This window comes from Sphingobium limneticum (assembly GCF_008710165.1).
In the GTDB taxonomy this organism is placed as follows: domain Bacteria; phylum Pseudomonadota; class Alphaproteobacteria; order Sphingomonadales; family Sphingomonadaceae; genus Sphingobium; species Sphingobium limneticum.
This window is the reverse complement of sequence record NZ_VYQA01000008.1, coordinates 209,206-233,013: the sequence shown is the minus strand read 5'-3', so window position 1 is coordinate 233,013 and position 23,808 is coordinate 209,206. Positions and strand designations below refer to the sequence as shown.

Below are 23,808 nucleotides of genomic sequence, written 5' to 3'. Positions count from 1 at the left end.
CAGCATCAGCATCAGCATCAGCATCAGCATCAGCATCAGCATCAGCATCAGCATCAGCATCAGCATCAGCATCAGCATCAGCATCAGCATCAGCATCAGCATCAGCATCAGCATCAGCATCAGCATCAGCATCAGCATCAGCATCGGCATCGGCATCTGTTTCTTCGATCGACGACGTGCCATCGTCACGGCTTCCGACGACGGCCGCGCCTGCGATGCCTACGCCGCCGATGACGGCCGGCAGGATCAAAGAGGAACCCGCTGCACCAGCACTGCCCGCAGCGCCGATCAGTTCATCCAGATCGTTGAGGAGAGAAAAGCGCGGGAAGCGGCTACCGGATCGGGCCAGCCACTGGTTCCCATCCGTATCGCGCAGCACCAGATCGCTATGGCCGGCTTCGAAAGGTTCGTAGAATTTGGCAACCTTTATGGTGCTGCCATCGTTTAGCCGGATGACAAGATCGTCGCCGCTCTTTTCCAGAGCGGACACAGCTTCCCGATTGATTTGAAGTCGGACGACGCTGGGATCCTGCAAAGTGATCGCATCGACGGGGGCCTGCGTGATTTCACCCGTGACTTTATCGATAACTTCGGCTGCCATCGTCTTCCCTTTCCTTCTGGCGCGCGTCGCAAAGCCGCGCCGGACAAGCCCATCGCCCCACGACGCCCGTCGAACGGACGCAGCATGGCGCTACACAGAAGGATCAAACGGCATGCGTCGGATGACGCTGCAAGGATTCCGATTTCGGATGTGATTTCCGCCTCTCATCTCACTCCGGGTGAGAGGAAGCATGTTTTTCAGCCCGATTTGGGGGCGCGAAAAGATGCAGGGCCGATATCATCATCGCCCCGCCGGGATGGAGACTTTTCATCAACCGTCGCAAAAACGAACATGGCCCCGTCCCCTGTTCCCAGGAGCGGGGCCATGCGATTTTCGGCAAAGCCGGATCAGCCGTTCAGGCGATCCTTGATGCCCTTGGCCGGAGCAAAGGTCAGCTTGCGCGAAGCGGCGATCTCGATGGTCGCGCCCGTCGACGGGTTGCGGCCCTGGCGAGCCGGGCTGTCCTTGACCTTGAATTTGCCGAAACCGCTGAGCGACACTTCGTCACCCTTGGCAGCCGCGTCAGCGATGGCGCCGATGACGGCATCCACCAGCTTGCGTGCTTCGGCCTTGCTCAGATCGTTCGACGCCGCGATTGCATCGGCAAGATCATTGTTGTTCATAAAACCATCTGCTCCTGATTATGGGCCGCTTCAGGTAACGCCCTCACGGCCTTACGTCCATGCCAGACACGCAAAGATTGCGCGATTCCAGCCGTTATTCCGGTGCGACCCCATATTATATCGTCCACAAAATCTCCGCCGGGGCGGGATTCGCGATTTTGTGGGTCCATGAAAAACATAGACAATAGATAATCGCAAGGCACATCCGCCCCCGATCCGCCGCAAGGCCGAAAATATCGGCATATCGAAGGAGCCCATCGCCCGCGCGCCAACCCTTATCGCAAGGCCATGGAATAAAGCCGATCACCCCATTGCCCTTTGCGCTTGCCCGTCTAGTCTGTCTCGATGTCGGAGCGGAAACTCAGGGCGTGGCAGGCGGCGGGGCTGATCGACGCCGACACCGCCAGCCGGATCAGCGCGTGGGAAGCGGCACATAGCCGGCCGATCGGCGTCTGGGCGGTCGTGGGCCTGGGCGCATTGACGATCGGCCTCGGCCTCGTCTCCCTCATCGCCGCCAATTGGGAAGATATAGCGGGCACCACGCGCCTTGCCATCCATATGCTGCTGATGGTCGCGCTGGCGGCCGGGACATGGTGGAGCATGTCCAGGGGACGGATGCACGATCAGGTTCAGGACGCCTTGCTGTTCATCGGCGCGGTACTTGGCCTTACCTTTTTCGGCCATCTGGGGCAGGTTTACCAGACCAGCTCACCGCTCTGGCAGCCCCTGCTCGCCTGGATGCTGCTTTTTTCCCCGCTGCTCCTGCTGTTCGGCCGCGGCTGGCCGGTCGCTGGCCTGTGGATGGCCGGCCTGCTTGGCCTGATGTGGGCGCATGCCGACGATCATGGGCATATCTGGACGCTGTTCGGCCGGACGGAACGGCCCTGGCTCTACTGGGGGCTGATCGCCTGTCCGCCGATGATCGTCGCCGGGGCCGCTGCCCTGTTGCGCGGCAGGAGCAGCCGCCCCGCCTTCTGGCGACTGCTCGAACAAATGGCCGTCGCCACCATCTTTACCGGCATCAGCCTGGCCATCCTGCTTCACGGCTGGGATGGCGACGGCAGCCTTCGCCTGGGCAGCGCGCTGATCCACGGTCTGGCCTTGCTGGCCGCAGCCGCCGCCATCACCCATGCCCGTCGAACGGCGTCGGGCCGGGCCACCGCGGCGCTGCTGCTGGTCGCGGCTGCCTTGCACCTCACCCAGGCGCTGCTGCCCAATCTCCACGGCACTGCCCGCGCCTGGACCGGCAGTCTGTTCTTCTGCCTGCTCTGGGGCGCAGTCGCCGCTGCCGCCATTCATGCCGGCTGGCGTCGCCTGTTCCAGCTTGCCGTAACGCTGGTTGCACTGCGGATCATCATCCTGAGTTTCGAACTGAACGACGATCTGCTGGGCAGCGGGGTCGGCCTGATCCTGTCCGGCCTGTTCGCCATGGCCGTCGCCTGGGGCACGATCCGCTTGTCCCGCCGCTATGCGCCTGCGCGAGGAGACATGGCATGATGCCCCGTCGCACGCGACTGACCCTCGCCGCCGCGCTGACGCTACCGCTTGCCGCACTGGCCGGCAGCTGGGCCGTCACGCATCGCCAGGCGCAGCAGGGACAGGAATGGCTGATCCCCATACAGGGCTATGACCCGCGCGACCTGCTGCGCGGTCATTATGTGCAATATCGCTATGATTGGCCGCTTGCCCCGCATCAGGGGGAGGATGGCCGGTTCGATCCCGGCTATGCCGACGCGCTGTGCGTGACCGGCATGGCGCCGCATATTCAGGCGGTCCGGCCCCTGCCCCGGACCATGAACGCAGATCAGGGCTGCGCCATCATCCTGCGCGGCACGATCGGCACCCGGCGCGAGATACGCGGCCTGACCAGCGGCATCTTCTATGCCTCGCAATCGCAGGCGATCGTCCTGTCGCGCAAGCTTGCCGATCCGGCGCTTCAGGGGCTGGTCCGCGTCCGGGTGCGTCCCGACGGCATGCTAAACCCGGTCGCGTTGGAATTTCGTCGGCGCCCGCCCCCGCAGCCTTAAAGCTCCAGCCCGATCAGCGTCCCACTACCGATCTTGTCGACATAGCGCTTACCGTCGATTTCCAGCCAGTCGGGTGTCACCTCCAGCCGGCGGCCGTTGATGGTGGTGCGCAGATGCTCCACCGCGATCCGGTTGCGCGCCACGATGCGCAGCACCGCCAGCCCATCGCCCCGCGCCGCCATCATGCTGTAGCGGTCGCCCCGCAGCAGGAAATGCCAGCTGCCATCGGTCGGTTTCCATTCATTGCCGTCGATGATCTGGGTCGCGACGCCATCGGGCGACCCCAGCCGTACGCTGATCCGGGTCGCCCCGTTCATCCGTCGCGGCGGCGCGAAGATCAGGATCGGCTCGCCCTCCAGCGTGATCGGAATCGGCGTGTCGCGCAACAGCCGCGATCCCCCGACGATCAATTGCGGCAGTTCCGCCGAAAAGGGCAGACGATCCCGCGCGAAATGGCGTTGGCGTACCACCGGATTGGCGTGGAAACTCTGAACCTGCGTGGCGGTCAGCCGCCCCTCCTCCACCAACCCATGGCAGGTCGGACAGAGCAGGGTCGCCCCCGGCCCATCCGGCAAACCCAGATAGCGATAGATGGTCACGCCGCAGCGGACACAGGCAAAACCGCAGGCCTGCCTTATATCGGCGCGCTGCTCGGCCGTCAGATCCGGCAAAGACGGCATTACTCGCAAGCCTACCATGGACGACCCCTTTTTCCGCCGTTCACCCCGATGTGAACGGACGTTCCTGACATGGCGTCCTCTTGCGATTATGGGGCTCTTCGGCCCCTCCCTTGTTAACCCTATCGTTGGAATTTATCGGCCCAAGTCAAGGGCCTGAACGAAACACACCGCTTTTTCCGCTATCGCTGCGGTAACAGATCGACATTGCGCGCGGCGGCGATCGCCCGGATGCGGTCGGGCCGCGGCATATTCTTGATCGCGATCTCGGCGATATCGCCTGCACTGAACAATTCGATATGGCCGACGCCGAAGATACGCTGACCCAGCGTCTGGGTAATGCGCACGGATCGGATGCTGGTCAGTGCGATCTCCGTCCGCTGCTTGGCCAGCAGTCCGCGCTCCAGCAACACCTCGCGCTCGCTCAGCGCCAGCCGCTCGCCCTTGTGCAGCACCCACCAGATGGCAATGGCGATGATGCCCACCACGGACACCAGCAACAACAGGAACAGGAAAGGATGCGCCCGGAACATCGCGGGATGCTCGTCATATAGCCAGATGTCGCTCACGCCGTCTCCCTCGCTACAGCCCCCGGACTTGACCATGGCCCGCCACGCCCGTCAAGCCGCAGCTGATCAATGTCCGCGCTGCCTGGTTAACCGAAATTTTCCATAATCGACATTAAACGAAATCCTCCATTTGGGACGAAATATGGCACGCAATCTCTATGACGTCGGCGATCGCACCCCGGACGAAGAGGATGGCTGGCTGAACGAAAAGCAGGAAAAGCGTTCCAAGGTCGTGCCGATCGGCTTGGTGGCCATCGCCCTGGCGCTTGGCATTGGTGGAACGATGCTGGCGATGCAGGTCATGCCCGCTAGCAGCGCGCCTGCCAACACCCTGTCCCCCGTAAACAGCATAGCGGACGAGTTCAGCCTGTGTGACGATGCCAGGGGCGACGCCTGCGTCCTGTCTGCCGATGCCTATGCCTGGCGCGGCAAGCGTTACCATCTGGCGGATATTCAGGGACCAAGCGAGATCGAACCGCAATGCCCGCAGGAAGCCGCGCTCGCGCGCAAGGGGCGGGCGGCGTTGATGGCAATGATGAATGGCGGCGCGTTTCAGACGCTTCAGGATTCTGCCGACAATGATCCCGCCTCCCGGATCCTGATGCGCGACGGCGTTTCGATCGGCCAGCTCATGATCCTCAAGGGCCATGCGAAAGCCTGGTCCCGCGACCCTGTTAATTGGTGCAAGGGTCAAGCGGCGATCGGGCCGGCGCAAACAGGCGCGCCGACCCGGTCCCATATTACCAGCTCAGCGAAACCCGGCCGTACAAATAGCGGCCGTTGAAGCCAAACGGCGAGTAATAAGGGAAGGCTACCACGCCGGTGCTGTTGTTTGCGACGGTCAGCGCATCGGGATAGATGTCGAACAGATTGTTCGCACCGATCGCCAGGTTGATCGCCTTGGTCGGCTTGTAGCGCGCTTCCAGATCCACGATCGTCTTCTTGCCGGTATGCGTATCGCCTGCCGCCGTCGAACCGGGCTGCGTCACGTCGCCATAATAGGTCGCCCGCGCGGTGGCGCCGAACTGATCCAGCGTCCAATCGAGCGAACCCACGACCTTGGTGCGTGGCGTGCCTTCTTCGATGCTGACGATACGCTGGCGCGAGAAAAGCACCGGCGTCGGGGTCAGGGCGACCGCCGTCGAAACCGGCACGCGGTTGACCTTGATATCGTTGAAATTGGCGGCGGCGGTCAGGTCGAACTGGCCGGCTGCGCTGTTCAGGCGATAATGGGCGACCGCATCGATGCCCTTGGTCGTGGTGCGCACCCCGTTCACGAAGAAGCGGGCGGCCGACACGCCATAGGGCGCCAGCAGCGCCGCGACCTGCGGGCTGAAGCTGGACTGGATATTTTCCGACAGGCCAAGGCCGTTGCGGACGCGAATCCAATAGCCATCGACGGTCAGGTCGAACCCGCCGCTGCGGATCACCGTGCCGACCGACAGGTTGGTCGACTTTTCCGGCTTCAGCGGCAGGCCGCCCAGCGCGGTGCCGATATCGCTGACCGACGGGAAGGTGCCGGTTTCGACGATGTTCGGCGCCACGAAGACGGAGGCGGTGGAGGTGAAATATTGCTGCTGGAGCGAGGGCGCGCGGAAACCTGTGGAAGCCGTACCGCGCAGCGCGAACCAGGGCGCGATGTCGTAGCGCGCCGACGCCTTGCCCGTCGCGATATTGCCGAAGTCGGAATAATGTTCGCCGCGCCCGGCCAGGCCCAGCGTCAGCGCCTCGGTCGGATGCGCTTCCAGGTCGATATAGGCGGCGACGTTTTCGCGATGCACGTTGACGGCGTTGGATGGCTGGAACCCGCCAAAGCCCTGCGCGCCGCTACCCAGCGATGCATTGCCGCCCAGCGGACCGCGATTGTAGGATTCCGGATCGCCCGCCTTGATCTCATAGCTTTCGCGGCGGAATTCCCAGCCCCAGGCGATGTTGAGGTCGCCGCTGCCCAGCGGCACCTTGCGGCTCATGTCGAAACCACCCAGCGCCTGATCATAGATCAGCGCGCCGTCATAGAAGCTGGTCGGCGATGCCGCGCCATAGGTGGCGTTCAGCGAATCTTCGGTGCGGAAGTCCAGGCGATTGCGGCCATAGGACAGCTTGATCGTCGCATCCCAGTCGCCAATGTCGCCGCGCGCGCCGGTCGTCACCGTCAGATCCTTCGACCGCACGTTGATAAGCGGCAGGAAGCCATCGGGATAGAGCGAGGCGACATTGTTGACGTTGCTGGGCACGCGCGGGAAGGCCGCGCTGCTGCTGTCGCGATACTGATAGCCGCCAAAGGCGTAGAGTTCCCAGCCCTCACCGATCGGGTGGGCGGCGTTGAAATAGAAGGTGCCCTGCTCGACGTCCGGATCGCCGAAGCGCGAACGGACCACCGCCGGCGTCGCGCGCGGATCGACGTCGCCCCGGCTGGTGGGGTTGCGGTTGAGATATTCGCCGCTGATCGTCAGGAAGCCGTCCGCGCCGAGCGCAAAGCCCTGCCAGCCCGACACGGTCACCGTTTCGCCGTCCGACGCATGGCGCGAAGAGCGGGCGGCGTCGATATCCGTGTCATATTGGCCGTAGGATACGGTCGCCCCGCCGCCGCTGCGGGCTTCGCGCAGGCGCAGGTTGACGACGCCGGCGATCGCATCGGAACCATATTGCGCCGATGCGCCATCGCGCAGCACTTCGATCCGCTCCAGCGCCGCGCCGGGAATGGTGTTGAGATCGACCGCTGCCGCGCCGCGACCGACCGAACCGTTGGTGTTAAGCAGAGCCGAAGGATGGGCGCGAACGCCGTTGATCAGCACCAGCGTCTGGTCGGGCGACATGCCGCGCAGCGTTGCGGGGCGGATCGAATCTGTGCCGTCCACCGCGGCGTTGCGCGGGAAGTCGATCGACGGCGCGATGGCAGACAGTGCCGCGCCCAGTTCGGTCGTGCCTTGCTGGCGCAGGCTGTCGCCCGACAGCACATCGACCGGCGCGACCGAATCGAGCCGCGTGCGGCCCTGCGCGCGCGTGCCGGTGACGATGATATCCGCGCCACCTTCCGCAGCAGGCGCCGTCTGCGCTATGGCTTGGCCGCCGATGGAAAGGGCGAGCAGCCCGGTTGTCAGCAAGAGCGCGTTGCGAAGCGGCATATCTATCGTCCTTTGATTATTACGCTTTGGCGGAGCGTCTATAATCTACTTTTACGATAGACAATTAGCCGAACATGATTTCCCGATTCCTGTGACATATGGGCGACACAAAGGTCAGCCCGATCTGGCCCGAACCGCATTCAGCACATCGGACGCCAGTTGCGCATAGTCCGCGCAGGCCCGTTGCATCGCCGCCTCGGCGCCCTCCCCGCGCACTTGTCCGAAACATTGGCGGTTCTGCGCAGCACGCATCTGGCGCAACCTGGCGCGGCTTTCGACGCCCAGCCCCAGTTGCGGCCCGTTGCGCCGCCACGCTTCCGCCGCACTGAAGATACGGCGGCCCGGATGGACGCCGGGATCGCATCCCGCCGCCGCGCCCAGCCGGTCGATACGCCCGGCTTCCACGATCAGGTCGGTCAGGAACAGGTCCAGTTCGCGCAGGCCGTTGCCGATCAGCTTCGCTGGCATGGCATCGCGCCGTCGCCCGGCGGCCCGCTGGCATTGCCCGATCGACATGCCATTGGCCAGAAAGGCCGCGGCGCGCTGGAGATGAGCGACCTGGCCGGCCAGACTGGCGCAGCGGTCGCTCTCCCCGATCAGTTTTCGTCGCCCATGCGCAGCGCGGCGATGAAGGCTTCCTGCGGAATCTGGACGCTGCCATATTCGCGCATCCGCTTCTTGCCTTCCTTCTGCTTGTCGAGCAGCTTCTTCTTGCGGCTGATGTCGCCGCCATAGCATTTGGCGGTCACGTCCTTGCGCATCGCCGCGATCGTCTCGCGCGCGATCACCTTGCCGCCGATCGCCGCCTGAATCGGGATCTTGAACAGATGGCGGGGGATCAGATCCTTCAACCGCTCGCACATGCCGCGACCGCGCGATTCGGCGGTGCCGCGATGGACGATCATGCTCAGCGCATCGACCGGCTCGCTGTTGACCATGATGCTCATCTTGACGAGGTCGCCCTCGCGATAGCCGATCTGATGATAGTCGAAGCTGGCGTAACCGCGGCTGATGCTCTTGAGGCGATCGTAGAAATCGAACACCACTTCGTTGAGCGGCAGTTCGTACGTCACCTGCGCGCGGCCGCCGACATAGGTCAGGTTCTTCTGGATGCCGCGCCGGTCCTGACACAGTTTCAGGATCGAGCCGAGATATTCGTCGGGGCAATAGATGATCGCCTCGATCCACGGCTCTTCGATCTCATCGATCTTGGTGGGATCGGGCATGTCGGCCGGATTGTGCAGTTCGATCTCGCCCGCGTCATAGGTCAGCTGGATCTTGTAGACCACCGACGGCGCGGTGGTGATCAGGTCCAAATCATATTCGCGCGTCAGCCGCTCCTGGATGATTTCCAGATGCAGCAGCCCCAGGAAGCCACAGCGGAAACCGAAGCCCAGCGCCGCACTGCTTTCCATCTCGAAGGAGAAGCTGGCGTCGTTCAGGCGCAGCTTGCTGATGCTGTCGCGCAGCTTGTCGAAATCGTTCGCATCGACCGGGAACAGGCCGCAGAACACCACCGGCTGCACTTCCTTGAAGCCCGGCAGCGGTTTGGTCGCGCCGTTCTTCACCGTGGTGATGGTGTCACCGACGCGGGTCTGGGCGATTTCCTTGATCTGCGCGGTGATGAAGCCAATCTCGCCGGCGGCCAGTTCGGGCAGCGCCTCGATCTTGGGACGCATGCAGCCGACGCGGTCAATCAGATGTTCCGTGCCGCCGATCATGAACTTGACCGCCTGCCCCTTCTTGATGACGCCGTTGACGACGCGCACCAGAATAACGACGCCCAGATAGGGGTCGTACCAGCTGTCGACCAGCATCGCCTCCAGCGGCGCGTTACGGTCGCCCTTGGGCGGCGGGATCTTGGTGACGATGGCTTCCAGGATATCGTCGATGCCGATGCCGGACTTGGCGCTGGCCAGCACCGCTTCGGATGCATCGAGGCCGATCACGTCCTCGATTTCCTTGCGCACCTTCTCCGGCTCGGCGGCGGGCAGATCGATCTTGTTGAGCACCGGCACGATCTCATGATCATGCTCGATCGACTGATAGACGTTCGCCAGCGTCTGCGCTTCCACGCCCTGCGCGGCATCTACGACCAGCAACGCACCCTCGCACGCGGCCAAGCTGCGCGACACTTCATAGGCAAAGTCGACATGGCCCGGCGTGTCCATGAGGTTCAGCTCATAAGTCTCGCCATTTTTGGCCGTATAATCGAGGCGCACCGTCTGCGCCTTGATGGTGATGCCGCGCTCCTTTTCGATGTCCATATTGTCAAGAACCTGGGCGCTCATCTCACGGTCGGTCAGGCCGCCGGTGCGCTGGATCAGGCGATCGGCCAGCGTGGATTTGCCATGGTCGATATGGGCGATGATCGAAAAATTACGGATATGGCTGAGGTCGGTCATCGGCGCCCGATAGCAGCGATTTAACGCGCTGTCAGCAGGATCACGCACAGGCGGGATTCAATGACAAAGCCCGTCATTTGCGCACCGCTTTGCTTGGAAGCGATTGACCCCTGTGATAAGTATTCGCAGGAACGGGGCAACATTTTCAAACTCAAGCAACAAACGGGGTTCTTGAAATGCGTGGAATGAAGAAGCTGACCATGGCGGCTACGTGCCTGGCCATGGTTGCACCGCAGGCGATGGCGGCGGACAAGGGTTCGTCGGGTCGTCAGGCCCAGACCCAAAAGCAGATGGAAATCCCCCGCTGCACCAAGCGCCTTGGCACCGTCGCGATCGTCGAACCCGACAATCAGTGGTGGCGGGAACTGAACCTGGGCAGCCCGGAAGCGATCATCAAGCTGTTCGTGCAGCAGTCCGGCTGTTTCGGCATCGTCAATCGCGGCCGATCGATGGCCAGCCGCAACATGGAACGCGCGATGGCGGATTCGGGCGAATTGCAGGCCGGATCGAATCTTGGCAAGGGGCAGGTGAAGGCGGCGGACTATTTCATCCAGCCCGACATCGTGACCACCAACAATAATAGCGGCGGCAATGCCATTGGCGGCCTGGTCGGCGGCTTCCTGGGTGGACGCACGCTGGGCGCGCTCGCCGGCGGCATCTCGGTCAAGAAGAGCGAGGCCAATGTCATGCTCTCCGTCGTCAACGCCCGCACGACCGAAGAAGAAGTGATGGCCGAGGGCTATTTCCGCAAGTCGGACCTAAGCTTCGGCGGTGGCGGCGGCCTTGGCTGGATGGGCGGCCTCGCGGCCGTAGGCGGCGGCGGCTATCAGAATACCGCCATCGGCCAGGTGATCGTCCTCGCCTATCTGGACGCCTACACGAAAATGGTCACGCAGATGGGCGGCCTGCCCGTCAATGCGGCCGCTGCGGCGCCCGTCGCGCAGTAAACTCGTCTCTATCGAATGAGGAACGGGCGCGGCCGGCGACGGCGGCGCCCTTTTCGCGTCAGCTTCGGCTGGGCGCGGCGTCGGCCGCCACTGGCTGCGCTTCGCGACGGCGCTTCCACCAGGCGATGATCGCTTCGCCGGCCGGACGCTCAACTGCGCGATTGATGGCCGTACCCAGGGTCAACGCTACCAGGAATGCGGCGGCAAAGCCGATCCAGGGGCTATAGCCTGCCTTGGCAAATTCCAGCATCACGACGAAGCCGACATGTTGGTGGATCAGATAGAAACTATAGCTGATCCCGCCCAACCAAACGAGCGGCCGCAAGCTGAGGAAGCGCATATGGCCATGGATCAGCGCCACGAACGCCGCGACCAGCACGCACCCCACAATGGTGACGTCCCATGTTTCGATCGTCGCGATCGAGAGCAACGCCATCGCCGCATAGGGCATTTGTTGCCGCATGGTCCGCTGCCCCGACCATATGCGATAGGCGAGCATGCCGATGACGAAGAAGGGCGTGTAACGCAGCACCAGCAGCATCACGATCCGTTCGGGCATGTCCGGCCAGAACCAATAAACCGAACGCACGGCCAGCCACAAAGCCAATATCGGTTCCAGTCGCCGTATGCCGACAAACTTCCATATGGCGATCATGCAGAAGTAAAAGGCGATCTCCACCGTCAGCGTCCAATAGGCGCCATCCACCTCCGGGATGAAAGCAAAGCCCTGAAGCATGGTGATATTGGCCAGGATATCGACCGGCCCGATCAGCAATTGCGTCGCATGGGCCACATATTCGATCGACAGCGTCAGCAGCATCGCCACCAGATAGGCGGGATAAAGGCGCGCGAAGCGATTGACCACGAAATCCGCCACCGTGCGGATTCGGTCCAGCGTGAAGAAGATCGCGAAGCCGGAAATGGTGAAGAAGAGCAGGACGCGATAATTGCCGCCCGGAAAGCTGAAAGGCACATGGCTGGCCTGCGGGAACAGTTCATGGAAACGGGTCGAATAATGGAAGGTCAACACGCACAGGGCGCCGATTCCGCGCAGCGCGTCCAATTCCGTCAAGCGGCCCCGGGATGATCCAACCATGGCGCTTCATAGCAACAACAGAGCAACGAATCCGTTAAGATCGTGGTTAACGCCGCATCCAGACCTGCTTTTCTTTTGCTGCTTTCTTTCCCAGCTGCGTTCTCGAGGCCGTCGCGGCAGCCCGCTGCGCAGGCAGGTGCGCCCGCACCGGCCTTGATGCGACATTCGACCAAAAAGCCCGCATGGCCATTGGCCATCATAGCAGAATGGGCCGGCACAGCCTTCGCCGTACCAGCCCATGCCAGAAATCCGCTCATGTGCATGTCCCGCCCCTCCCCGCCAGGGGAAGGGAGAAGATCAGGCCGTTTTGCCGTCCAGGATGGCGGCAATCGCGACGGTCACGTCGTTCATGTCGGCCATGCCGTCCACGCGCGACACGATATCGCGCGCTTCGTAGATCGGCAGGATCGGCGCGGTCTTGGCGCGATATTCGGCCATGCGGGTGCGCACCGTTTCCTCATTGTCGTCGGGACGGCGCTTGAACTCATGCCCATGGCACTTGTCGCACTCGCCCTCGACCTTGGGCTGCTTGAAGCTGTCATGATAGCCCGCGCCGCAGGTGGCGCAGGTAAAGCGGCCGGTGATGCGCTCGACCAGCGCGTCCTCATTCACTTCCAGCTCGATCACATGATCCAGCGTGCGATTGCGGTCGCCCAATATGGTATCGAGCGAATGGGCCTGCGCCTCGGTCCGCGGATAGCCATCGAAAATGACGCCCGTGTCCGGTGCCAGCGCGTCGAGCGCTTCGCCGATAATGCCCGACACCACTTCGTCGGGCACCAGCGCGCCCGATTCCATCAGCGCCTTGGCCTGAAGGCCCACAGGCGTTCCCGCCTTCACCGCCGCGCGCAGCATGTCCCCCGTCGACAGCTGCACCATGCCACGATCGTCAACCAGGCGAGTCGCCTGGGTGCCCTTGCCGGCCCCCGGAGGGCCAAGCAGAATGATATTCATTGCGCGCATACTCCCCTGTTCGTTGCGCTGAATCAGAGTCTCGAAACGCCCCTCAGCGCAGTCGACCCTTGAGCTTCGCCTTTTTGATCAGATCGCCATATTGATGGGCGAGCAGATGGCTCTGAATCTGGGTCACGGTATCGACCGTAACATTGACGACGATCAACAGGCTAGTCCCACCAAGGTAGAAGGGAATGCCCGCCCGCGCGATGGCGAATTCCGGCACCAGGCAGATGAAGGCCAGATAGGCCGCGCCGATGACGGTGATGCGCGTCAGCACATAATCCAGGTAATTTTCGGTATTCTTGCCCGGACGGATACCGGGGATGAAGCCGCCATTGCGCTTCAGATTGTCGGCCGTCTCTTCCGGATTGAACACCACGGCGGTGTAGAAGAAGCAGAAGAAGACGATGCCCAGGCCATAAAGGCCCATATAGACCGGGCTGCCATGCGACAGATACTGGTTCAGCGTCAGGACGAAATCGCCCCACTTGCTTTCACCTGCGACCGTCTGACCGGCGAACTGCGAGATGGTCAGCGGCATCAGCAGCAGCGAGCTGGCGAAGATCGGCGGGATGACGCCGGCCGTATTGACCTTGAGCGGCAGATGGCTGCGATCGGCCTGCATCAGGCCCTGGCGCGTCTGGCGCTTGGGATATTGGATCAGGACGCGACGCTGGGCGCGCTCCATGAAACAGATCAGAAGGACGAGGCCGACGGCCATCACCATGACCAGGAAGATCAGCAGGCCCGAGATCGAACCTTCGCTGCCCGACTTGAACAGGTTGCTGAGCGTCACCGGCAACTGGGCGACGATGCCCGCCATGATGATGAGCGACACGCCGTTGCCGATGCCGCGCGAGGTGATCTGCTCACCCAGCCACATCAGGAACATGGTGCCACCGATCAGCGAGACGACGGCGGTCAGGCGGAACAGCAGACCGGGTTCGATCACCGCCTGCATGCCCTGCTGGGCACCGAAGCCCTCCAGGCCCACGGCGATGAAATAGCCCTGCACCGCGGTCAGGCCGACGGTGCCGTAGCGCGTCCACTGATTCATCTTCTTGCGGCCGCTTTCGCCTTCCTTCTTGATCGCCGCAAGCTGCGGCGACAGGCTGGAGGCGAGCTGCACCACGATCGACGCGGTGATATAGGGCATGACGCCCAGCGCAATCAGGCTCATGCGCGACAGCGACCCACCCGAGAAGGTGTTGAAGATATCGAGGATGCCGCCATTGGTCTGGCTATACAGCTGCGACAGGGCGGTCGGATCGACGCCGGGCAGCGGCACGAAGCTGAGGAAGCGGAACACGATCAAGGCGCCCAGCGTAAACCACAGGCGCTTCTTGAGGTCGGTCGCCTGGCTGAACTTCGCGAGGCTGAGATTGGATGCGAGCTGGTCGGCTCTCGATGCCATGGTGGCTGCCCTTCAAATCACTCTTACCCGGATAAAGCCGGGCCGGAATCGGAAATCCCCTTAACGGGGACATGGGGCGCTGTCGAACCGGGAATTACCGTGGATGCGGTAAACAGCGTCCCCCGATGCACAAGACCCCGCCGACCCATATCGGGCAGCGGGGTCATGCTTGCAAGACTGTCAGACCGAAATCAGGCCTTCGCTGCGGCCTTCTTGGCGGCCAGGGTCGTGCCCTTCTTCGCCTTGGCCTTCTCGGCAGCCGGAACGACTTCGATCACGTCGACCTTGCCACCGGTCTTTGCGACGGCGTCGATGGCGCTCTTCGACGCACCTGCGACCAGGAAGCTGACCTTGGCGGTCAGTTCACCCTTGGCGAGCAGACGGACGCCGTCCTTGCCACCGCGGGTCAGGTTGGCAGCGTTCAGAGCGGCCTGGTCGATGGTCGCGTTGGCGTCCAGCTTGCCCTCGTCGATCGCCTTCTGCACGGCGCCCAGGTTCACGATCGCATAGTCGCTCGCGAAGATGTTGTTGAAGCCGCGCTTCGGGATACGCATGTGGAGCGGCATCTGGCCACCCTCGAAGCCGTTGATGCTGACGCCCGAACGCGCCTTGGCACCCTTCTGACCGCGACCGGCGGTCTTGCCCTTGCCCGAGCCGATGCCGCGGCCTACGCGCATACGGCCCTTGCGGGCGCCGGCATTGTCGTTGATTTCGTTGAGCTTCATGATGTGCACTCGCTTTCGCTTGGTTCGCGCTGAATGGAAGCGGGGCCCATAGCCTTTCCTGCCCCCCTTGTCACCCCTCCTTTTACTGCAAAGGCCACGCCGCGCCATTGACATGGCAGGGGTGCAAATTACGCTCGCCAGCAGGGCATGCCGGGGGGACGGAGCATGGACAGCGGGGGAAATGATCGGCCTATCGCCGACCGGACCAGTCATCAACCGATCGAGGAGATTCGGGTTCTCGCGACCCTGCTTCTCGTCATCTATCATGTGATCGGGGGCGAAGGCACCGGCCTTGCCCTATCCTATCCGCATCCCTTGCGCATTTTTGCGGACATGCTCGCGGATTTCCGCATGCCTGCCTTCGCGTTCGTAGCCGGCTTCGTCTACGCATTGCGTCCGCCGCGCCTAACCGGTCTTGGCGCCTTCTATGCGGGCAAATTGCGCCGCATCGCCGTTCCCGGCCTTATCGCGGCGTTCGGCTTCGAAACCATCGCCCTGTTTCTCGATTCCATGGGGATGACGTTCGGATGGATGATTCCCCCGGACCAGATCTGGCGGCTCCTGATATTCCCCTACATCCATTTCTGGTTCCTGCAGGCCATATTGTCGCTGTTTGCGGTCGTAGGCCTGATGGATGCCGCAACAGGGTACAGGCGGCATCTCTGGCTGCTGGCGACAGCCACCCTGCTCGCCCTGTCCGGACTGAAGCTGCCACCTTATTTCTCGCTCGATCAGGCTGCCGGCCTGGCGCCCTTCTTCATACTGGGAATATGCGTTCATCGCGGCGCTGCCTGGGTCGATGCCCATCGACGCCCCCTCACCCTGACCGCTCTTATGGTCATGCTGATCTGTCTGTGCTGGAAATCATGGAGCTACACGCAGACGGGCATGATCGACCTCGATCGGCGCGATATCGAGACGCTCGCGATGGGTGCTGCATTATGCACCTTGCTGATCTTCTACCTGCCGACACATCCATGGGCCAAGTCGATCGGCCGAATAACCTTCACCATCTATCTCTACCATGTCCTCGGCACCGCCGCGGTGCGCATCGCACTGAACAAGGTCGGCATCGACATGCTGCCCGTGCATCTCTTGTTGGGCGTGATCGCCGGGCTGATGCTCCCCGCCGCCATTCATCTGGTCGCGGCCCACCATCCGCTCTCGAGCCGATTATTGCTCGGCATCAAAAGCGCGAAAAAGCCGGTCGCACCGCTATCTGCCTCTCCATCGCTCGACACTGTCTCTACGCTGGCAGCGGAACATAGCGGCTGATCGCTATCCGGTCGCGCTCGCCCTGAGTGCATGGAGCAAGACGATTTTGGATTAAATCGTCACCGCTAGCGAAGCGTCGCGATCACGCAGTGGGTCCGTCTCGCGTCATCAAACTCTCCGTGCCGCCAGATGTGGCCTTCTCCCCGCGGGTTGGGCGATCTTGAGGACAAAAGAAAAGGCACGCAGAACCTAAGTTCCGCGTGCCTCCATCTCTATCGTTTTGGGAAGAAGGCTCAGCCTTCGACCACTGCCACCATGTGGGGGAGCTTCTTGATGGCGCCGCGGACTTCCGCAGTGTCTTCCAGCTCCACAACGCGGTGCATCTTGCCAAGGCCCAGGCCGATCAGAATCTTCTTCTGGGCTTCGGGGCGACGGATCGGCGAACCGATCTGCTTGATCTTGATCTTCGCCATGTCAGTTACTCCGCAATCGCTTCGGCATCAGCCTGCGCGACGTCGGCCGAAGCACCACCACGACGCAGAAGGTCGGCGACCTTCTTGCCACGGCGCTGCGCCACCGACTTCGGGCTGGTCTGTTCGACCAGAGCCGCGAAGGTCGCACGGATCATGTTGTAGGGGTTCGACGTACCGTTCGACTTGGTCACGACGTCAGCGACGCCGAGGCTTTCGAACACGGCGCGCATCGGACCACCGGCGATGATACCCGTACCGGCCGGAGCCGAACGGACAGTCACCTTGCCGGCACCGAAGTGGCCGAGACCGTCATGATGCAGGGTGCGGCCTTCCTTCAGCGGAACGCGAACCATTGCCTTCTTGGCAGCGGCGGTCGCCTTGCTGATGGCTTCAGGCACTTCGCGCGCCTTGCCATGGCCGAAGCCCGCACGACCCTTGCCATCGCCGACGACGACGAGGGCTGCGAAACCGAAGCGCTTACCGCCCTTGACGGTCTTCGAGACGCGGTTGATGTGAACCAGCTTCTCGATCAGCTCTTCGCCCTGCTCCTCGTCACGGTTGCCACCGCGACGATCGTCGCGACGACCACGGCCGCCACGCTCGCCACGGTTGCGATCGCCACCGCCACGGTTGCCACGGCCACGGCCGGGGCCACGACCTTCGGTCGGTGCAGTCGCTTCGGCGCCCTCGACGGGTGCGACGACTTCGTTGGTGTTTTCGTCAGCCATGATCAGAACTCCAGCCCGGCTTCACGGGCCGCATCGGCCAGCGCCTTGACGCGGCCATGGAACAGGAAGCCACCACGGTCGAATACGACCTGGGTGACGCCAGCGGCGGTCGCCGCTGCGGCGACGCGCTTGCCGACATCGGCAGCCGCTTCGGCCGAGGCGCCGGTCTTGCCCAGAGCCTTGGAACCGACATCCTTGTCCAGGGTCGAAGCGGCGGCGACGGTCTTGCCGGCGACGTCGTCGATGACCTGGGCGTAGATGTGCTGGCCCGAACGGTGGACGCTGAGGCGCGGACGGGTGCCCGACACGGCCTTGAGCGCGGTGCGAACGCGGCGACGACGCCGCGCGAAGAGGGAAAGCTTTGCCATCTTACTTCTTCTTCCCTTCCTTGCGGAAGATGAACTCGCCGGCGTACTTGATACCCTTGCCCTTATAGGGTTCGGGCTTGCGCCAGCGACGGATCTCGGCAGCGACCTGACCGACCTGCTGCTTGTCGATACCGCTGATCTCGACCGTGGTGTTATCCGGGGTCTTGATCTCGATACCTTCCGGGATCGCGAAATCGACATCGTGCGAATAGCCGAGCTTCAGGTTCAGAACCTTGCCCTTCGAATCCGCGCGATAACCGACACCGGTGATCAGCAGCTTCTTGGTGTAACCTTCGGTCACGCCAGTGATCAGGTTGGCGATCAGGGTGCGCTGCATGCCCCAGAAAGCGCGAGCGCGCTTGCTGTCGTTGGCAGGCTTCACCGCGATCGAACCGTCTTCGATGCTGTAGGTGACTTCGTTAGCCAGCGGCAGCGAAAGGGTACCCTTGGGGCCCTTCACCGACAGCTGACCGTCGGCGATGGACGCGGTCACGCCCGAAGGCACGGTGACCGGCTTTTTGCCAGTGCGGCTCATCAGAACACCTCCGCCAGGACTTCGCCACCGACATTCTGTTCGCGCGCTTCGGCGTCGGACAGAACGCCACGCGGCGTCGAGACAATGGTGATGCCCAGGCCGTTGCGGATCACCGGAAGTTCCTTGGAACCCGAGTAAACGCGGCGGCCAGGCTTGGACACGCGGGCGACATGCTTGATCGCCGGCTGACCTTCGAAATATTTCAGCTCGATGCGCAGGCCAGGGTGGTTACCCAGGGCTTCTTCGGAATAGCCACGGATGTAGCCTTCACGCTGGAGCACGTCGAGAACGCGAGCGCGCAGCTTGGAAGCGGGGGACACAACGCTGTCCTTCTTCGCCTGCTGCCCGTTGCGGATGCGGGTGAGCATATCACCCAGGGGATCGGTCAATGCCATCTCAAATGATCCTTACCAGCTCGACTTGGTGACGCCGGGGATCAGGCCCTTGTTGGCCAGATCACGCAGCTGCACGCGGCAGAGGCGGAATTTGCGGTAATAAGCGCGGGGACGCCCCGTCAGTTCGCAGCGGTTCCGAACGCGGGTCGGATTGCCGTTGCGGGGGATCTCCGCCATCTTCAGACGCGCGATCAGACGATCGCTGTCATCGGCCGCGGTATCATTCGCGATCGCCTTGAGCTTTGCATAACGGCCGGCATATTTCTTAACCAGCTTCTTGCGGCGCTCGTTCTTGTTGATCGAACTCAGTTTCGCCATGACTTAAGTTCTCTTCCTTAGCTTAAGCGTTGGGAGAGAAGCGGGGCCTGATCAGGCCGCCTGCTTCTCTTCAATCGGGAAGGGGAAGCCGAAGAGGCGCAGCAGTTCGCGCGCTTCATCGTCCGTCTTCGCGGAGGTGGTCACGATGATATCCATGCCGCGCACCTTGTCGACGCGGTCATAGCTGATCTCCGGGAAGATGATCTGCTCTTTGATACCAAAGGCATAGTTGCCACGGCCATCGAAGCTCTTCGGGTTCAGACCACGGAAGTCGCGCACGCGGGGCAGAGCGATGTTGATCAGGCGATCAACGAACTCGTACATGCGTTCACGACGCAGCGTGACCTTCGCACCGATCGGCATGCCTTCACGCAGCTTGAACTGCGCGATCGACTTCTTCGCCTTGGTGATGACGGGCTTCTGACCAGCGATCAGCTCCATCTCTTCGGCGGCCGAGGTGACCTTCTTCTTGTCCTGGGTCGCTTCGCCCACGCCCATGTTGAGCGTGATCTTTTCGATCCGGGGGATTTCCATGACGTTCTTGTAACCGAACTTCTCGGTCATCGCCTTGACGATTTCGGCGTCATACTGCGCCTTCGAGCGCGGCGTAAACTTCTCGGCCATTACAGCACCTCACCGGACTTGACGGCGACGCGGACCTTCTTGCCGTCGCGATCCTCGAAACGGACGCGGGTCGGCTTGCCATCCGTATCGGCGACAGCGACGTTCGAAATGTGGAGCGGCGCAGGCTTGCGCTCGATGCCACCCTGCGGGTTCGCCTGGTCGGGCTTGCGATGCTTGGCATGCACGTTGATGCCTTCCACCAGGACCTTGTCGTCCTTGGGCATCACGGCCAGAACAGCGCCGGTACGGCCCTTGTCCTTGCCGGCCAGGATGACGACCTTGTCGCCCTTCTTGATCTTAGCAGCGCTCATTACAGCACCTCGGGAGCAAGGCTGATGATCTTCATGTGCTTCTTGGCACGCAGTTCACGAACCACGGGGCCAAAGATACGGGTGCCGATCGGCTCCTCGTTCTTGTTGATCAGCACGGCGGCGTTGCCATCGAAACGGATGACCGAACCGTCTGCACGGCGGATATCCTTGGCGGTACGCACGATGACGGCACGATGCACGTCACCCTTCTTCACCTTACCACGAGGCGCAGCTTCCTTGATCGAGACGACGATGATGTCGCCTACGCCAGCGAAGCGACGCTTCGAGCCGCCCAGCACCTTGATGCACTGGACGCGCTTGGCGCCGCTGTTGTCAGCGACGTCAAGATTGGATTGCATCTGGATCATAGATCCGGTTCCTTCTTATTTGGCCTACCGGGGCAATTCCCGGCGGTTCCGAATTCATCAGCCTAAAGCCCGGTGACTCTACGCGAAGCGCGGGCCTGTAACCCTTTCCGAAGGAAAAGGCCAGCCCCGCGCCGCATTTTTCACCAAAGGCTCAGCGAGCCTGCCCTCAGGCCGCCGTTTCCGGCGACTTGTGGGTGTCCACGCGCTCGATGACCTTCCAGGTCTTGAGCTTGGAAATCGGAGCGGTCTCTTCGATTCGGACCGTTTCGCCTTCCTTGTAGACATTGCCCTCATCATGGGCATGGTACTTCTTCGAACGGCGGATGATCTTGCCGTAGAGCGCATGCTTTACCTTGCGCTCCACGCGAACGACCACCGTCTTGTCGGTCTTGTCGGAAACCACAGTTCCCGTCAGCACGCGCTTGGGCATCGTGTGGTTCCTTTACTTGGCAGCGGAGCTGTTACGCTCCGTCTGCAGGGTCTTGATCTGCGCGATCGACCGACGGACTTCCTTGACGCGGCTGGGCTTTTCCAGCTGGTTGGTGGCCGCCTGGAAACGCAGATTGAACTGCTCGCGCTTCAGGTTGTTGAGTTCGGTCGACAGTTCGTCGTCCGTCTTGGTCTTCAGGTCTGCGACATTCGCCATGTGCTTAACCCTCCAGATGCGAGGTGTCGCCGAGGCGGGCGACAACCTTCGTCTTGATGGGCAGCTTCATCGCGGCGCGCGAGAAGGCCTCTGCTGCGAGCGGACCGGGTACGCCGTCCAGTTCGAACAGGATGCGGCCCGGCTTGACGCGAGCAGCCCAATATTCGACCGAACCCTTACCCTTACCCTGACGGACTTCGGCAGGCTTCTTGGAAACCGGCACGTCGGGGAATACGCGGATCCACAGACGGCCCTGACGGCGAAGGTGACGCTGGATCGCGCGGCGAGCCGCTTCGATCTGGCGGGCAGTGACGCGCTCAGGTTCCATGGCCTTGAGACCATAAGCGCCGAAATTCAAAGCCGAGCCACCCTTGGCATCGCCCTTGATCCGACCCTTGAAGGTCTTGCGGAACTTCATTTTCTTCGGTTGCAGCATGACGCTATTACCTTCTTATCTTCAGCGCGCCGGGCGCACGCCGGAGGTCTGAGCCTCCAGCATCAGCCGGTCGGTCGCGAACGGATCGTGACCAAGGATTTCGCCCTTGAAGATCCAGACCTTGATGCCGCAAACGCCATAGGCGGTGTGCGCCGTGGCTTCGGCATAGTCGACGTTCGCACGCAGCGTGTGCAGCGGAACGCGGCCTTCGCGATACCATTCGACGCGCGCGATCTCCGCGCCGCCCAGACGGCCGCCGCAGGTGATCTTGATGCCTTCGGCACCCAGACGCAGGGCCGACTGCACCGCACGCTTCATGGCGCGACGGAAAGCAACGCGGCGTTCCAGCTGATCGGCGATACCCTGAGCGACGAGCTTCGAATCGATTTCCGGCTTGCGGATTTCGACGATGTTCAGCGACACGTCGGACGAGGTCAGCGCACCCAGCTTGCGGCGCAGCTTTTCGATGTCCGCGCCCTTCTTGCCGATGATGACGCCCGGACGAGCGGCATAGATCGACACGCGGCACAGCTTGGCCGGACGCTCGATGACCACCTTCGAGATCGCTGCCTGCGGCAGGTTCTTGAAGATGAACTGGCGGATCTTGAGATCTTCCAGCAGCAGGCGACCATAGTCGGCACCTTCGGCGAACCAGCGGCTGTCCCAGGTACGGTTGATCTGGAGACGCAGACCGATCGGATTGCTCTTGTGACCCATGTGCTTACGCCTCCGCTTCTTCGCCAGCTTCACGCACGACGATGCGCACGCGGCTGTAGGGCTTGAGGATCCGGGTCGACTTGCCGCGGCCGCGAGCATGGAAGCGCTTCAGCGTGAACGCCTTGCCGACCGATGCTTCCGCGACGACCAGCGAGTCGACGTCGAGATTGTGGTTGTTTTCCGCATTGGCGATGGCCGAAGCCAGCACCTTGCGCACGTCGACAGCCATCGCCTTCTTGGAGAAAGCGAGGATGTTCAGCGCCTCTTCGACCTTGCGGCCGCGGATCAGCGTGGCAACCAGGTTCAGCTTCTGGGCCGAACCGCGGATCTGCGTGCCGACGGCCAGAGCCTCATTGTCGGCGACGCGACGGGGAGCCTTAGGCTTGCTCATTAGCGCTTGCCCTTCTTGTCGGCGGCGTGGCCGGGGAAGAAGCGGGTCGGGGCGAATTCGCCCAGCTTGTGACCCACCATATCCTCGTTCACGGAAACCGGAACATGCTTACGACCATTATAGACGCTGAACGTCAGGCCGACGAACTGCGGCAGGATGGTGGAACGACGCGACCAGGTCTTGATCGGCGCACGGCCACCCGCGTCCTGCGCGGCTTCCGCCTTCTTCAGAAGGCTGAGGTCCACGAACGGACCTTTCCAGACGGAACGAGCCATCTCGCTTACCTCTTCTTCTTCGCGTGGCGGCTACGGATGATGAACTTGTCCGTCGCCTTGTTGTGGCGGGTGCGAGCACCCTTGGTCGGCTTGCCCCACGGGGTAACCGGATGACGGCCGCCCGAGGTGCGGCCTTCACCACCACCATGCGGGTGATCGACCGGGTTCTTGGCGACACCGCGCGTCAGCGGGCGGATGCCGTTCCAACGGTTGCGGCCAGCCTTGGCAAGATTGGTGTTGCCATTGTCGGGGTTCGAAACGGCGCCGATGGTGCCCATGCAGTCCGAACGGATGTAGCGCTGTTCCCCCGAGGACAAACGCACCATCACCATGCCGCGATCACGACCGACCAGCTGGGCATAGGTGCCCGCCGAACGGCAGAGCTGCGCGCCCTTGCCCGGCTTCATTTCGATGTTGTGGATGATCGTGCCGACCGGCATCTGACCCAGTTCCATCGCGTTGCCCGGCTTCACGTCGGTCTTCTTGCCGGCGATGACCTTGTCACCGGGCGCAAGACGCTGCGGCGCGATGATGTAGGACTGCGTACCGTCAGGATAGTTGACCAGCGCGATGAAGGCGGTGCGGTTGGGGTCATATTCCAGACGCTCGACCGTACCTTCGACATCCCACAAGCGACGCTTGAAGTCGATGATACGATAGCGCTGCTTGTGACCGCCACCGATACCACGCGAGGTCACATGACCCTTGTTGTTACGGCCACCGGTCTTGCGCTTGCCTTCGGTCAGCGCCTTGACGGGCTTACCCTTATGCAGGCTCGACTTGTCGACCAGGATCAGGCCGCGGCGGGCCGGGCTGGTCGGGTTATAATGCTTAAGAGCCAT

General features: G+C 62.4%; 33 protein-coding genes. 5 read left to right on the top strand and 28 right to left on the bottom strand.

Features of this window, described 5'->3' with window-relative positions; all coding sequences use genetic code 11:
- Together F4U95_RS12945 and F4U95_RS12940 are read right to left on the bottom strand one after the other, a co-directional pair.
- Positions 1-601 (bottom strand): BapA/Bap/LapF family prefix-like domain-containing protein (locus tag F4U95_RS12945; protein ID WP_150425944.1); only part of this gene is annotated, 601 nt, incomplete at its 3' end.
- Between the two features lie 347 nt (positions 602-948).
- Complete coding sequence (locus F4U95_RS12940; protein ID WP_120250972.1) at positions 949-1,224, bottom strand: HU family DNA-binding protein; 276 nt, start codon at positions 1,222-1,224, stop codon at positions 949-951.
- Positions 1,225-1,569: 345 nt separating this feature from the next.
- On the opposite strand from F4U95_RS12940, the gene F4U95_RS12935 reads away from it, so the two are divergent.
- Together F4U95_RS12935 and F4U95_RS12930 are read left to right on the top strand one after the other, a co-directional pair.
- On the top strand, positions 1,570-2,721 hold the full coding sequence (locus F4U95_RS12935) for a DUF2157 domain-containing protein (protein ID WP_150425943.1): 1,152 nt from the start codon (positions 1,570-1,572) through the stop codon (positions 2,719-2,721).
- Entirely contained in the window at positions 2,718-3,251 is a 534-nt protein-coding gene (locus F4U95_RS12930) for a GDYXXLXY domain-containing protein (protein WP_150425942.1), read from the top strand. The genes F4U95_RS12935 and F4U95_RS12930 overlap by 4 nt, the downstream gene beginning before the upstream one ends.
- Here F4U95_RS12930 and F4U95_RS12925 read toward each other — a convergent pair.
- Both F4U95_RS12925 and F4U95_RS12920 read right to left on the bottom strand, forming a co-directional pair.
- Positions 3,248-3,931 carry a hypothetical protein gene (locus F4U95_RS12925; RefSeq protein WP_172598831.1) on the bottom strand — a complete coding sequence of 228 codons (684 nt, stop codon included), beginning with the start codon at positions 3,929-3,931 and terminating at the stop codon, positions 3,248-3,250. The two genes, F4U95_RS12930 and F4U95_RS12925, sit on opposite strands and share 4 nt — an antisense overlap.
- A gap of 179 nt (positions 3,932-4,110) precedes the next feature.
- Positions 4,111-4,497 (bottom strand): PH domain-containing protein, encoded by a 387-nt coding sequence (locus tag F4U95_RS12920; protein WP_120252196.1) that lies wholly within the window; start codon positions 4,495-4,497, stop codon positions 4,111-4,113.
- A 142-nt stretch (positions 4,498-4,639) separates the two neighbouring features.
- Between F4U95_RS12920 and F4U95_RS12915 the strand changes: the two genes are divergently transcribed.
- Positions 4,640-5,281 (top strand): nuclease, encoded by a 642-nt coding sequence (locus F4U95_RS12915; protein ID WP_211363991.1) that lies wholly within the window; start codon positions 4,640-4,642, stop codon positions 5,279-5,281.
- Here F4U95_RS12915 and F4U95_RS12910 read toward each other — a convergent pair.
- The 3 genes from F4U95_RS12910 to lepA form a co-directional block, all read right to left on the bottom strand.
- Complete coding sequence (locus F4U95_RS12910; protein ID WP_150425941.1) at positions 5,238-7,622, bottom strand: TonB-dependent receptor plug domain-containing protein; 2,385 nt, start codon at positions 7,620-7,622, stop codon at positions 5,238-5,240. The genes F4U95_RS12915 and F4U95_RS12910 overlap by 44 nt on opposite strands.
- A 114-nt stretch (positions 7,623-7,736) precedes the next feature.
- The gene (locus F4U95_RS12905) at positions 7,737-8,138 is read right to left on the bottom strand and encodes a hypothetical protein (protein ID WP_150425940.1); all 402 of its coding nucleotides are present in this window, start codon (positions 8,136-8,138) and stop codon (positions 7,737-7,739) included.
- 80 nt (positions 8,139-8,218) lie between these two features.
- Complete coding sequence (gene lepA, locus F4U95_RS12900) at positions 8,219-10,027, bottom strand: translation elongation factor 4 (protein WP_150425939.1); 1,809 nt, start codon at positions 10,025-10,027, stop codon at positions 8,219-8,221.
- Between the two features lie 176 nt (positions 10,028-10,203).
- Here lepA and F4U95_RS12895 point away from each other — a divergent pair, with 176 nt between their 5' ends.
- Positions 10,204-10,974 (top strand): CsgG/HfaB family protein, encoded by a 771-nt coding sequence (locus tag F4U95_RS12895; RefSeq protein WP_172598783.1) that lies wholly within the window; start codon positions 10,204-10,206, stop codon positions 10,972-10,974.
- Positions 10,975-11,032: 58 nt separating this feature from the next.
- Here F4U95_RS12895 and F4U95_RS12890 read toward each other — a convergent pair whose 3' ends face one another.
- The 5 genes from F4U95_RS12890 to rplO all read right to left on the bottom strand — a co-directional run bounded on the left by F4U95_RS12890 (position 11,033) and on the right by rplO (position 15,166).
- The gene (locus F4U95_RS12890) at positions 11,033-12,070 is read right to left on the bottom strand and encodes an acyltransferase family protein (protein WP_150425938.1); all 1,038 of its coding nucleotides are present in this window, start codon (positions 12,068-12,070) and stop codon (positions 11,033-11,035) included.
- Entirely contained in the window at positions 12,043-12,327 is a 285-nt protein-coding gene (locus F4U95_RS12885; RefSeq protein WP_150425937.1) for a hypothetical protein, read from the bottom strand. Before F4U95_RS12885 ends, F4U95_RS12890 begins: the two co-directional genes overlap by 28 nt.
- A gap of 40 nt (positions 12,328-12,367) precedes the next feature.
- Positions 12,368-13,024, bottom strand: coding sequence for an adenylate kinase (locus F4U95_RS12880; protein ID WP_120250980.1), 657 nt, complete (start codon positions 13,022-13,024; stop codon positions 12,368-12,370).
- Between the two features lie 52 nt (positions 13,025-13,076).
- The gene (secY, locus tag F4U95_RS12875; protein WP_056691660.1) at positions 13,077-14,441 is read right to left on the bottom strand and encodes a preprotein translocase subunit SecY; all 1,365 of its coding nucleotides are present in this window, start codon (positions 14,439-14,441) and stop codon (positions 13,077-13,079) included.
- 191 nt (positions 14,442-14,632) lie between these two features.
- Complete coding sequence (gene rplO / locus F4U95_RS12870) at positions 14,633-15,166, bottom strand: 50S ribosomal protein L15 (protein ID WP_120250981.1); 534 nt, start codon at positions 15,164-15,166, stop codon at positions 14,633-14,635.
- 165 nt (positions 15,167-15,331) lie between these two features.
- Between rplO and F4U95_RS12865 the strand changes: the two genes are divergently transcribed.
- Positions 15,332-16,441, top strand: a complete 1,110-nt coding sequence (locus F4U95_RS12865) for an acyltransferase family protein (RefSeq protein WP_161600398.1) — start codon at positions 15,332-15,334, stop codon at positions 16,439-16,441.
- A gap of 233 nt (positions 16,442-16,674) precedes the next feature.
- Here the strand turns inward: F4U95_RS12865 and rpmD are convergent, their stop codons facing one another.
- From rpmD to rplB, 16 genes are all read right to left on the bottom strand, one after another.
- Positions 16,675-16,854, bottom strand: a complete 180-nt coding sequence (gene rpmD, locus F4U95_RS12860; RefSeq protein WP_120250983.1) for a 50S ribosomal protein L30 — start codon at positions 16,852-16,854, stop codon at positions 16,675-16,677.
- 5 nt (positions 16,855-16,859) lie between these two features.
- Positions 16,860-17,582, bottom strand: a complete 723-nt coding sequence (gene rpsE, locus F4U95_RS12855) for a 30S ribosomal protein S5 (protein ID WP_093020405.1) — start codon at positions 17,580-17,582, stop codon at positions 16,860-16,862.
- Between the two features lie 2 nt (positions 17,583-17,584).
- The gene (gene rplR / locus F4U95_RS12850; protein ID WP_120250984.1) at positions 17,585-17,950 is read right to left on the bottom strand and encodes a 50S ribosomal protein L18; all 366 of its coding nucleotides are present in this window, start codon (positions 17,948-17,950) and stop codon (positions 17,585-17,587) included.
- A gap of 1 nt (position 17,951) precedes the next feature.
- Positions 17,952-18,485, bottom strand: coding sequence for a 50S ribosomal protein L6 (gene rplF, locus F4U95_RS12845; RefSeq protein WP_120250985.1), 534 nt, complete (start codon positions 18,483-18,485; stop codon positions 17,952-17,954).
- Positions 18,485-18,880 (bottom strand): 30S ribosomal protein S8, encoded by a 396-nt coding sequence (gene rpsH, locus F4U95_RS12840; protein ID WP_120250986.1) that lies wholly within the window; start codon positions 18,878-18,880, stop codon positions 18,485-18,487. Before rpsH ends, rplF begins: the two co-directional genes overlap by 1 nt.
- A 12-nt stretch (positions 18,881-18,892) precedes the next feature.
- Positions 18,893-19,198: a 30S ribosomal protein S14 gene (gene rpsN, locus F4U95_RS12835; RefSeq protein WP_007707881.1), complete on the bottom strand. Its 306-nt coding sequence runs from the start codon at positions 19,196-19,198 to the stop codon at positions 18,893-18,895.
- Between the two features lie 51 nt (positions 19,199-19,249).
- A complete protein-coding gene (gene rplE, locus F4U95_RS12830) occupies positions 19,250-19,822 on the bottom strand; it encodes a 50S ribosomal protein L5 (protein WP_120250987.1) in 573 nt (190 codons plus the stop codon).
- On the bottom strand, positions 19,822-20,133 hold the full coding sequence (gene rplX, locus F4U95_RS12825) for a 50S ribosomal protein L24 (protein ID WP_120250988.1): 312 nt from the start codon (positions 20,131-20,133) through the stop codon (positions 19,822-19,824). Before rplX ends, rplE begins: the two co-directional genes overlap by 1 nt.
- The gene (gene rplN / locus F4U95_RS12820; RefSeq protein ID WP_056691686.1) at positions 20,133-20,501 is read right to left on the bottom strand and encodes a 50S ribosomal protein L14; all 369 of its coding nucleotides are present in this window, start codon (positions 20,499-20,501) and stop codon (positions 20,133-20,135) included. Before rplN ends, rplX begins: the two co-directional genes overlap by 1 nt.
- A 166-nt stretch (positions 20,502-20,667) precedes the next feature.
- Entirely contained in the window at positions 20,668-20,931 is a 264-nt protein-coding gene (gene rpsQ, locus F4U95_RS12815) for a 30S ribosomal protein S17 (protein ID WP_006960320.1), read from the bottom strand.
- 12 nt (positions 20,932-20,943) lie between these two features.
- Positions 20,944-21,147 (bottom strand): 50S ribosomal protein L29, encoded by a 204-nt coding sequence (rpmC, locus tag F4U95_RS12810; RefSeq protein WP_056691689.1) that lies wholly within the window; start codon positions 21,145-21,147, stop codon positions 20,944-20,946.
- Positions 21,148-21,151: 4 nt separating this feature from the next.
- Complete coding sequence (gene rplP / locus F4U95_RS12805) at positions 21,152-21,583, bottom strand: 50S ribosomal protein L16 (protein WP_120250989.1); 432 nt, start codon at positions 21,581-21,583, stop codon at positions 21,152-21,154.
- 21 nt (positions 21,584-21,604) lie between these two features.
- Positions 21,605-22,300, bottom strand: coding sequence for a 30S ribosomal protein S3 (rpsC, locus tag F4U95_RS12800; protein ID WP_120250990.1), 696 nt, complete (start codon positions 22,298-22,300; stop codon positions 21,605-21,607).
- 4 nt (positions 22,301-22,304) lie between these two features.
- Positions 22,305-22,691 (bottom strand): 50S ribosomal protein L22, encoded by a 387-nt coding sequence (gene rplV, locus F4U95_RS12795; protein ID WP_056691698.1) that lies wholly within the window; start codon positions 22,689-22,691, stop codon positions 22,305-22,307.
- Positions 22,691-22,966 carry a 30S ribosomal protein S19 gene (rpsS, locus tag F4U95_RS12790; protein WP_056691701.1) on the bottom strand — a complete coding sequence of 92 codons (276 nt, stop codon included), beginning with the start codon at positions 22,964-22,966 and terminating at the stop codon, positions 22,691-22,693. Before rpsS ends, rplV begins: the two co-directional genes overlap by 1 nt.
- Before the next feature lie 5 nt (positions 22,967-22,971).
- Positions 22,972-23,808 (bottom strand): 50S ribosomal protein L2, encoded by an 837-nt coding sequence (gene rplB, locus F4U95_RS12785; RefSeq protein WP_120250991.1) that lies wholly within the window; start codon positions 23,806-23,808, stop codon positions 22,972-22,974.

Coding starts and splice junctions, on each gene's coding strand:
- rpsC (WP_120250990.1), bottom strand. CDS start 22,300: ATGGGTCACAAGAGCAATCCGATCGGTCTGCGTCTCCAGATCAACCGT.
- rplP (WP_120250989.1), bottom strand. CDS start 21,583: ATGCTGCAACCGAAGAAAATGAAGTTCCGCAAGACCTTCAAGGGTCGG.
- rplR (WP_120250984.1), bottom strand. CDS start 17,950: ATGGCAAAGCTTTCCCTCTTCGCGCGGCGTCGTCGCCGCGTTCGCACC.
- rplF (WP_120250985.1), bottom strand. CDS start 18,485: ATGAGCCGCACTGGCAAAAAGCCGGTCACCGTGCCTTCGGGCGTGACC.
- rpsH (WP_120250986.1), bottom strand. CDS start 18,880: ATGGCATTGACCGATCCCCTGGGTGATATGCTCACCCGCATCCGCAAC.
- F4U95_RS12925 (WP_172598831.1), bottom strand. CDS start 3,931: ATGCCGTCTTTGCCGGATCTGACGGCCGAGCAGCGCGCCGATATAAGG.
- F4U95_RS12940 (WP_120250972.1), bottom strand. CDS start 1,224: ATGAACAACAATGATCTTGCCGATGCAATCGCGGCGTCGAACGATCTG.
- F4U95_RS12895 (WP_172598783.1), top strand. CDS start 10,204: ATGCGTGGAATGAAGAAGCTGACCATGGCGGCTACGTGCCTGGCCATG.
- rpsE (WP_093020405.1), bottom strand. CDS start 17,582: ATGGCTGACGAAAACACCAACGAAGTCGTCGCACCCGTCGAGGGCGCC.
- F4U95_RS12930 (WP_150425942.1), top strand. CDS start 2,718: ATGATGCCCCGTCGCACGCGACTGACCCTCGCCGCCGCGCTGACGCTA.
- F4U95_RS12880 (WP_120250980.1), bottom strand. CDS start 13,024: ATGAATATCATTCTGCTTGGCCCTCCGGGGGCCGGCAAGGGCACCCAG.
- rplN (WP_056691686.1), bottom strand. CDS start 20,501: ATGATCCAGATGCAATCCAATCTTGACGTCGCTGACAACAGCGGCGCC.
- lepA (WP_150425939.1), bottom strand. CDS start 10,027: ATGACCGACCTCAGCCATATCCGTAATTTTTCGATCATCGCCCATATC.
- rpsS (WP_056691701.1), bottom strand. CDS start 22,966: ATGGCTCGTTCCGTCTGGAAAGGTCCGTTCGTGGACCTCAGCCTTCTG.
- rpmD (WP_120250983.1), bottom strand. CDS start 16,854: ATGGCGAAGATCAAGATCAAGCAGATCGGTTCGCCGATCCGTCGCCCC.
- F4U95_RS12885 (WP_150425937.1), bottom strand. CDS start 12,327: ATGAGCGGATTTCTGGCATGGGCTGGTACGGCGAAGGCTGTGCCGGCC.
- rplE (WP_120250987.1), bottom strand. CDS start 19,822: ATGGCCGAGAAGTTTACGCCGCGCTCGAAGGCGCAGTATGACGCCGAA.
- rpmC (WP_056691689.1), bottom strand. CDS start 21,147: ATGGCGAATGTCGCAGACCTGAAGACCAAGACGGACGACGAACTGTCG.
- rplX (WP_120250988.1), bottom strand. CDS start 20,133: ATGAGCGCTGCTAAGATCAAGAAGGGCGACAAGGTCGTCATCCTGGCC.
- rpsQ (WP_006960320.1), bottom strand. CDS start 20,931: ATGCCCAAGCGCGTGCTGACGGGAACTGTGGTTTCCGACAAGACCGAC.
- F4U95_RS12910 (WP_150425941.1), bottom strand. CDS start 7,622: ATGCCGCTTCGCAACGCGCTCTTGCTGACAACCGGGCTGCTCGCCCTT.
- F4U95_RS12865 (WP_161600398.1), top strand. CDS start 15,332: ATGGACAGCGGGGGAAATGATCGGCCTATCGCCGACCGGACCAGTCAT.
- rplV (WP_056691698.1), bottom strand. CDS start 22,691: ATGAGCAAGCCTAAGGCTCCCCGTCGCGTCGCCGACAATGAGGCTCTG.
- rplO (WP_120250981.1), bottom strand. CDS start 15,166: ATGAAGCTCAACGAAATCAACGACAATGCCGGCGCCCGCAAGGGCCGT.
- F4U95_RS12935 (WP_150425943.1), top strand. CDS start 1,570: ATGTCGGAGCGGAAACTCAGGGCGTGGCAGGCGGCGGGGCTGATCGAC.
- rplB (WP_120250991.1), bottom strand. CDS start 23,808: ATGGCTCTTAAGCATTATAACCCGACCAGCCCGGCCCGCCGCGGCCTG.
- F4U95_RS12915 (WP_211363991.1), top strand. CDS start 4,640: ATGGCACGCAATCTCTATGACGTCGGCGATCGCACCCCGGACGAAGAG.
- secY (WP_056691660.1), bottom strand. CDS start 14,441: ATGGCATCGAGAGCCGACCAGCTCGCATCCAATCTCAGCCTCGCGAAG.
- F4U95_RS12905 (WP_150425940.1), bottom strand. CDS start 8,138: ATGTCGATCGGGCAATGCCAGCGGGCCGCCGGGCGACGGCGCGATGCC.
- rpsN (WP_007707881.1), bottom strand. CDS start 19,198: ATGGCGAAACTGAGTTCGATCAACAAGAACGAGCGCCGCAAGAAGCTG.
- F4U95_RS12890 (WP_150425938.1), bottom strand. CDS start 12,070: ATGGTTGGATCATCCCGGGGCCGCTTGACGGAATTGGACGCGCTGCGC.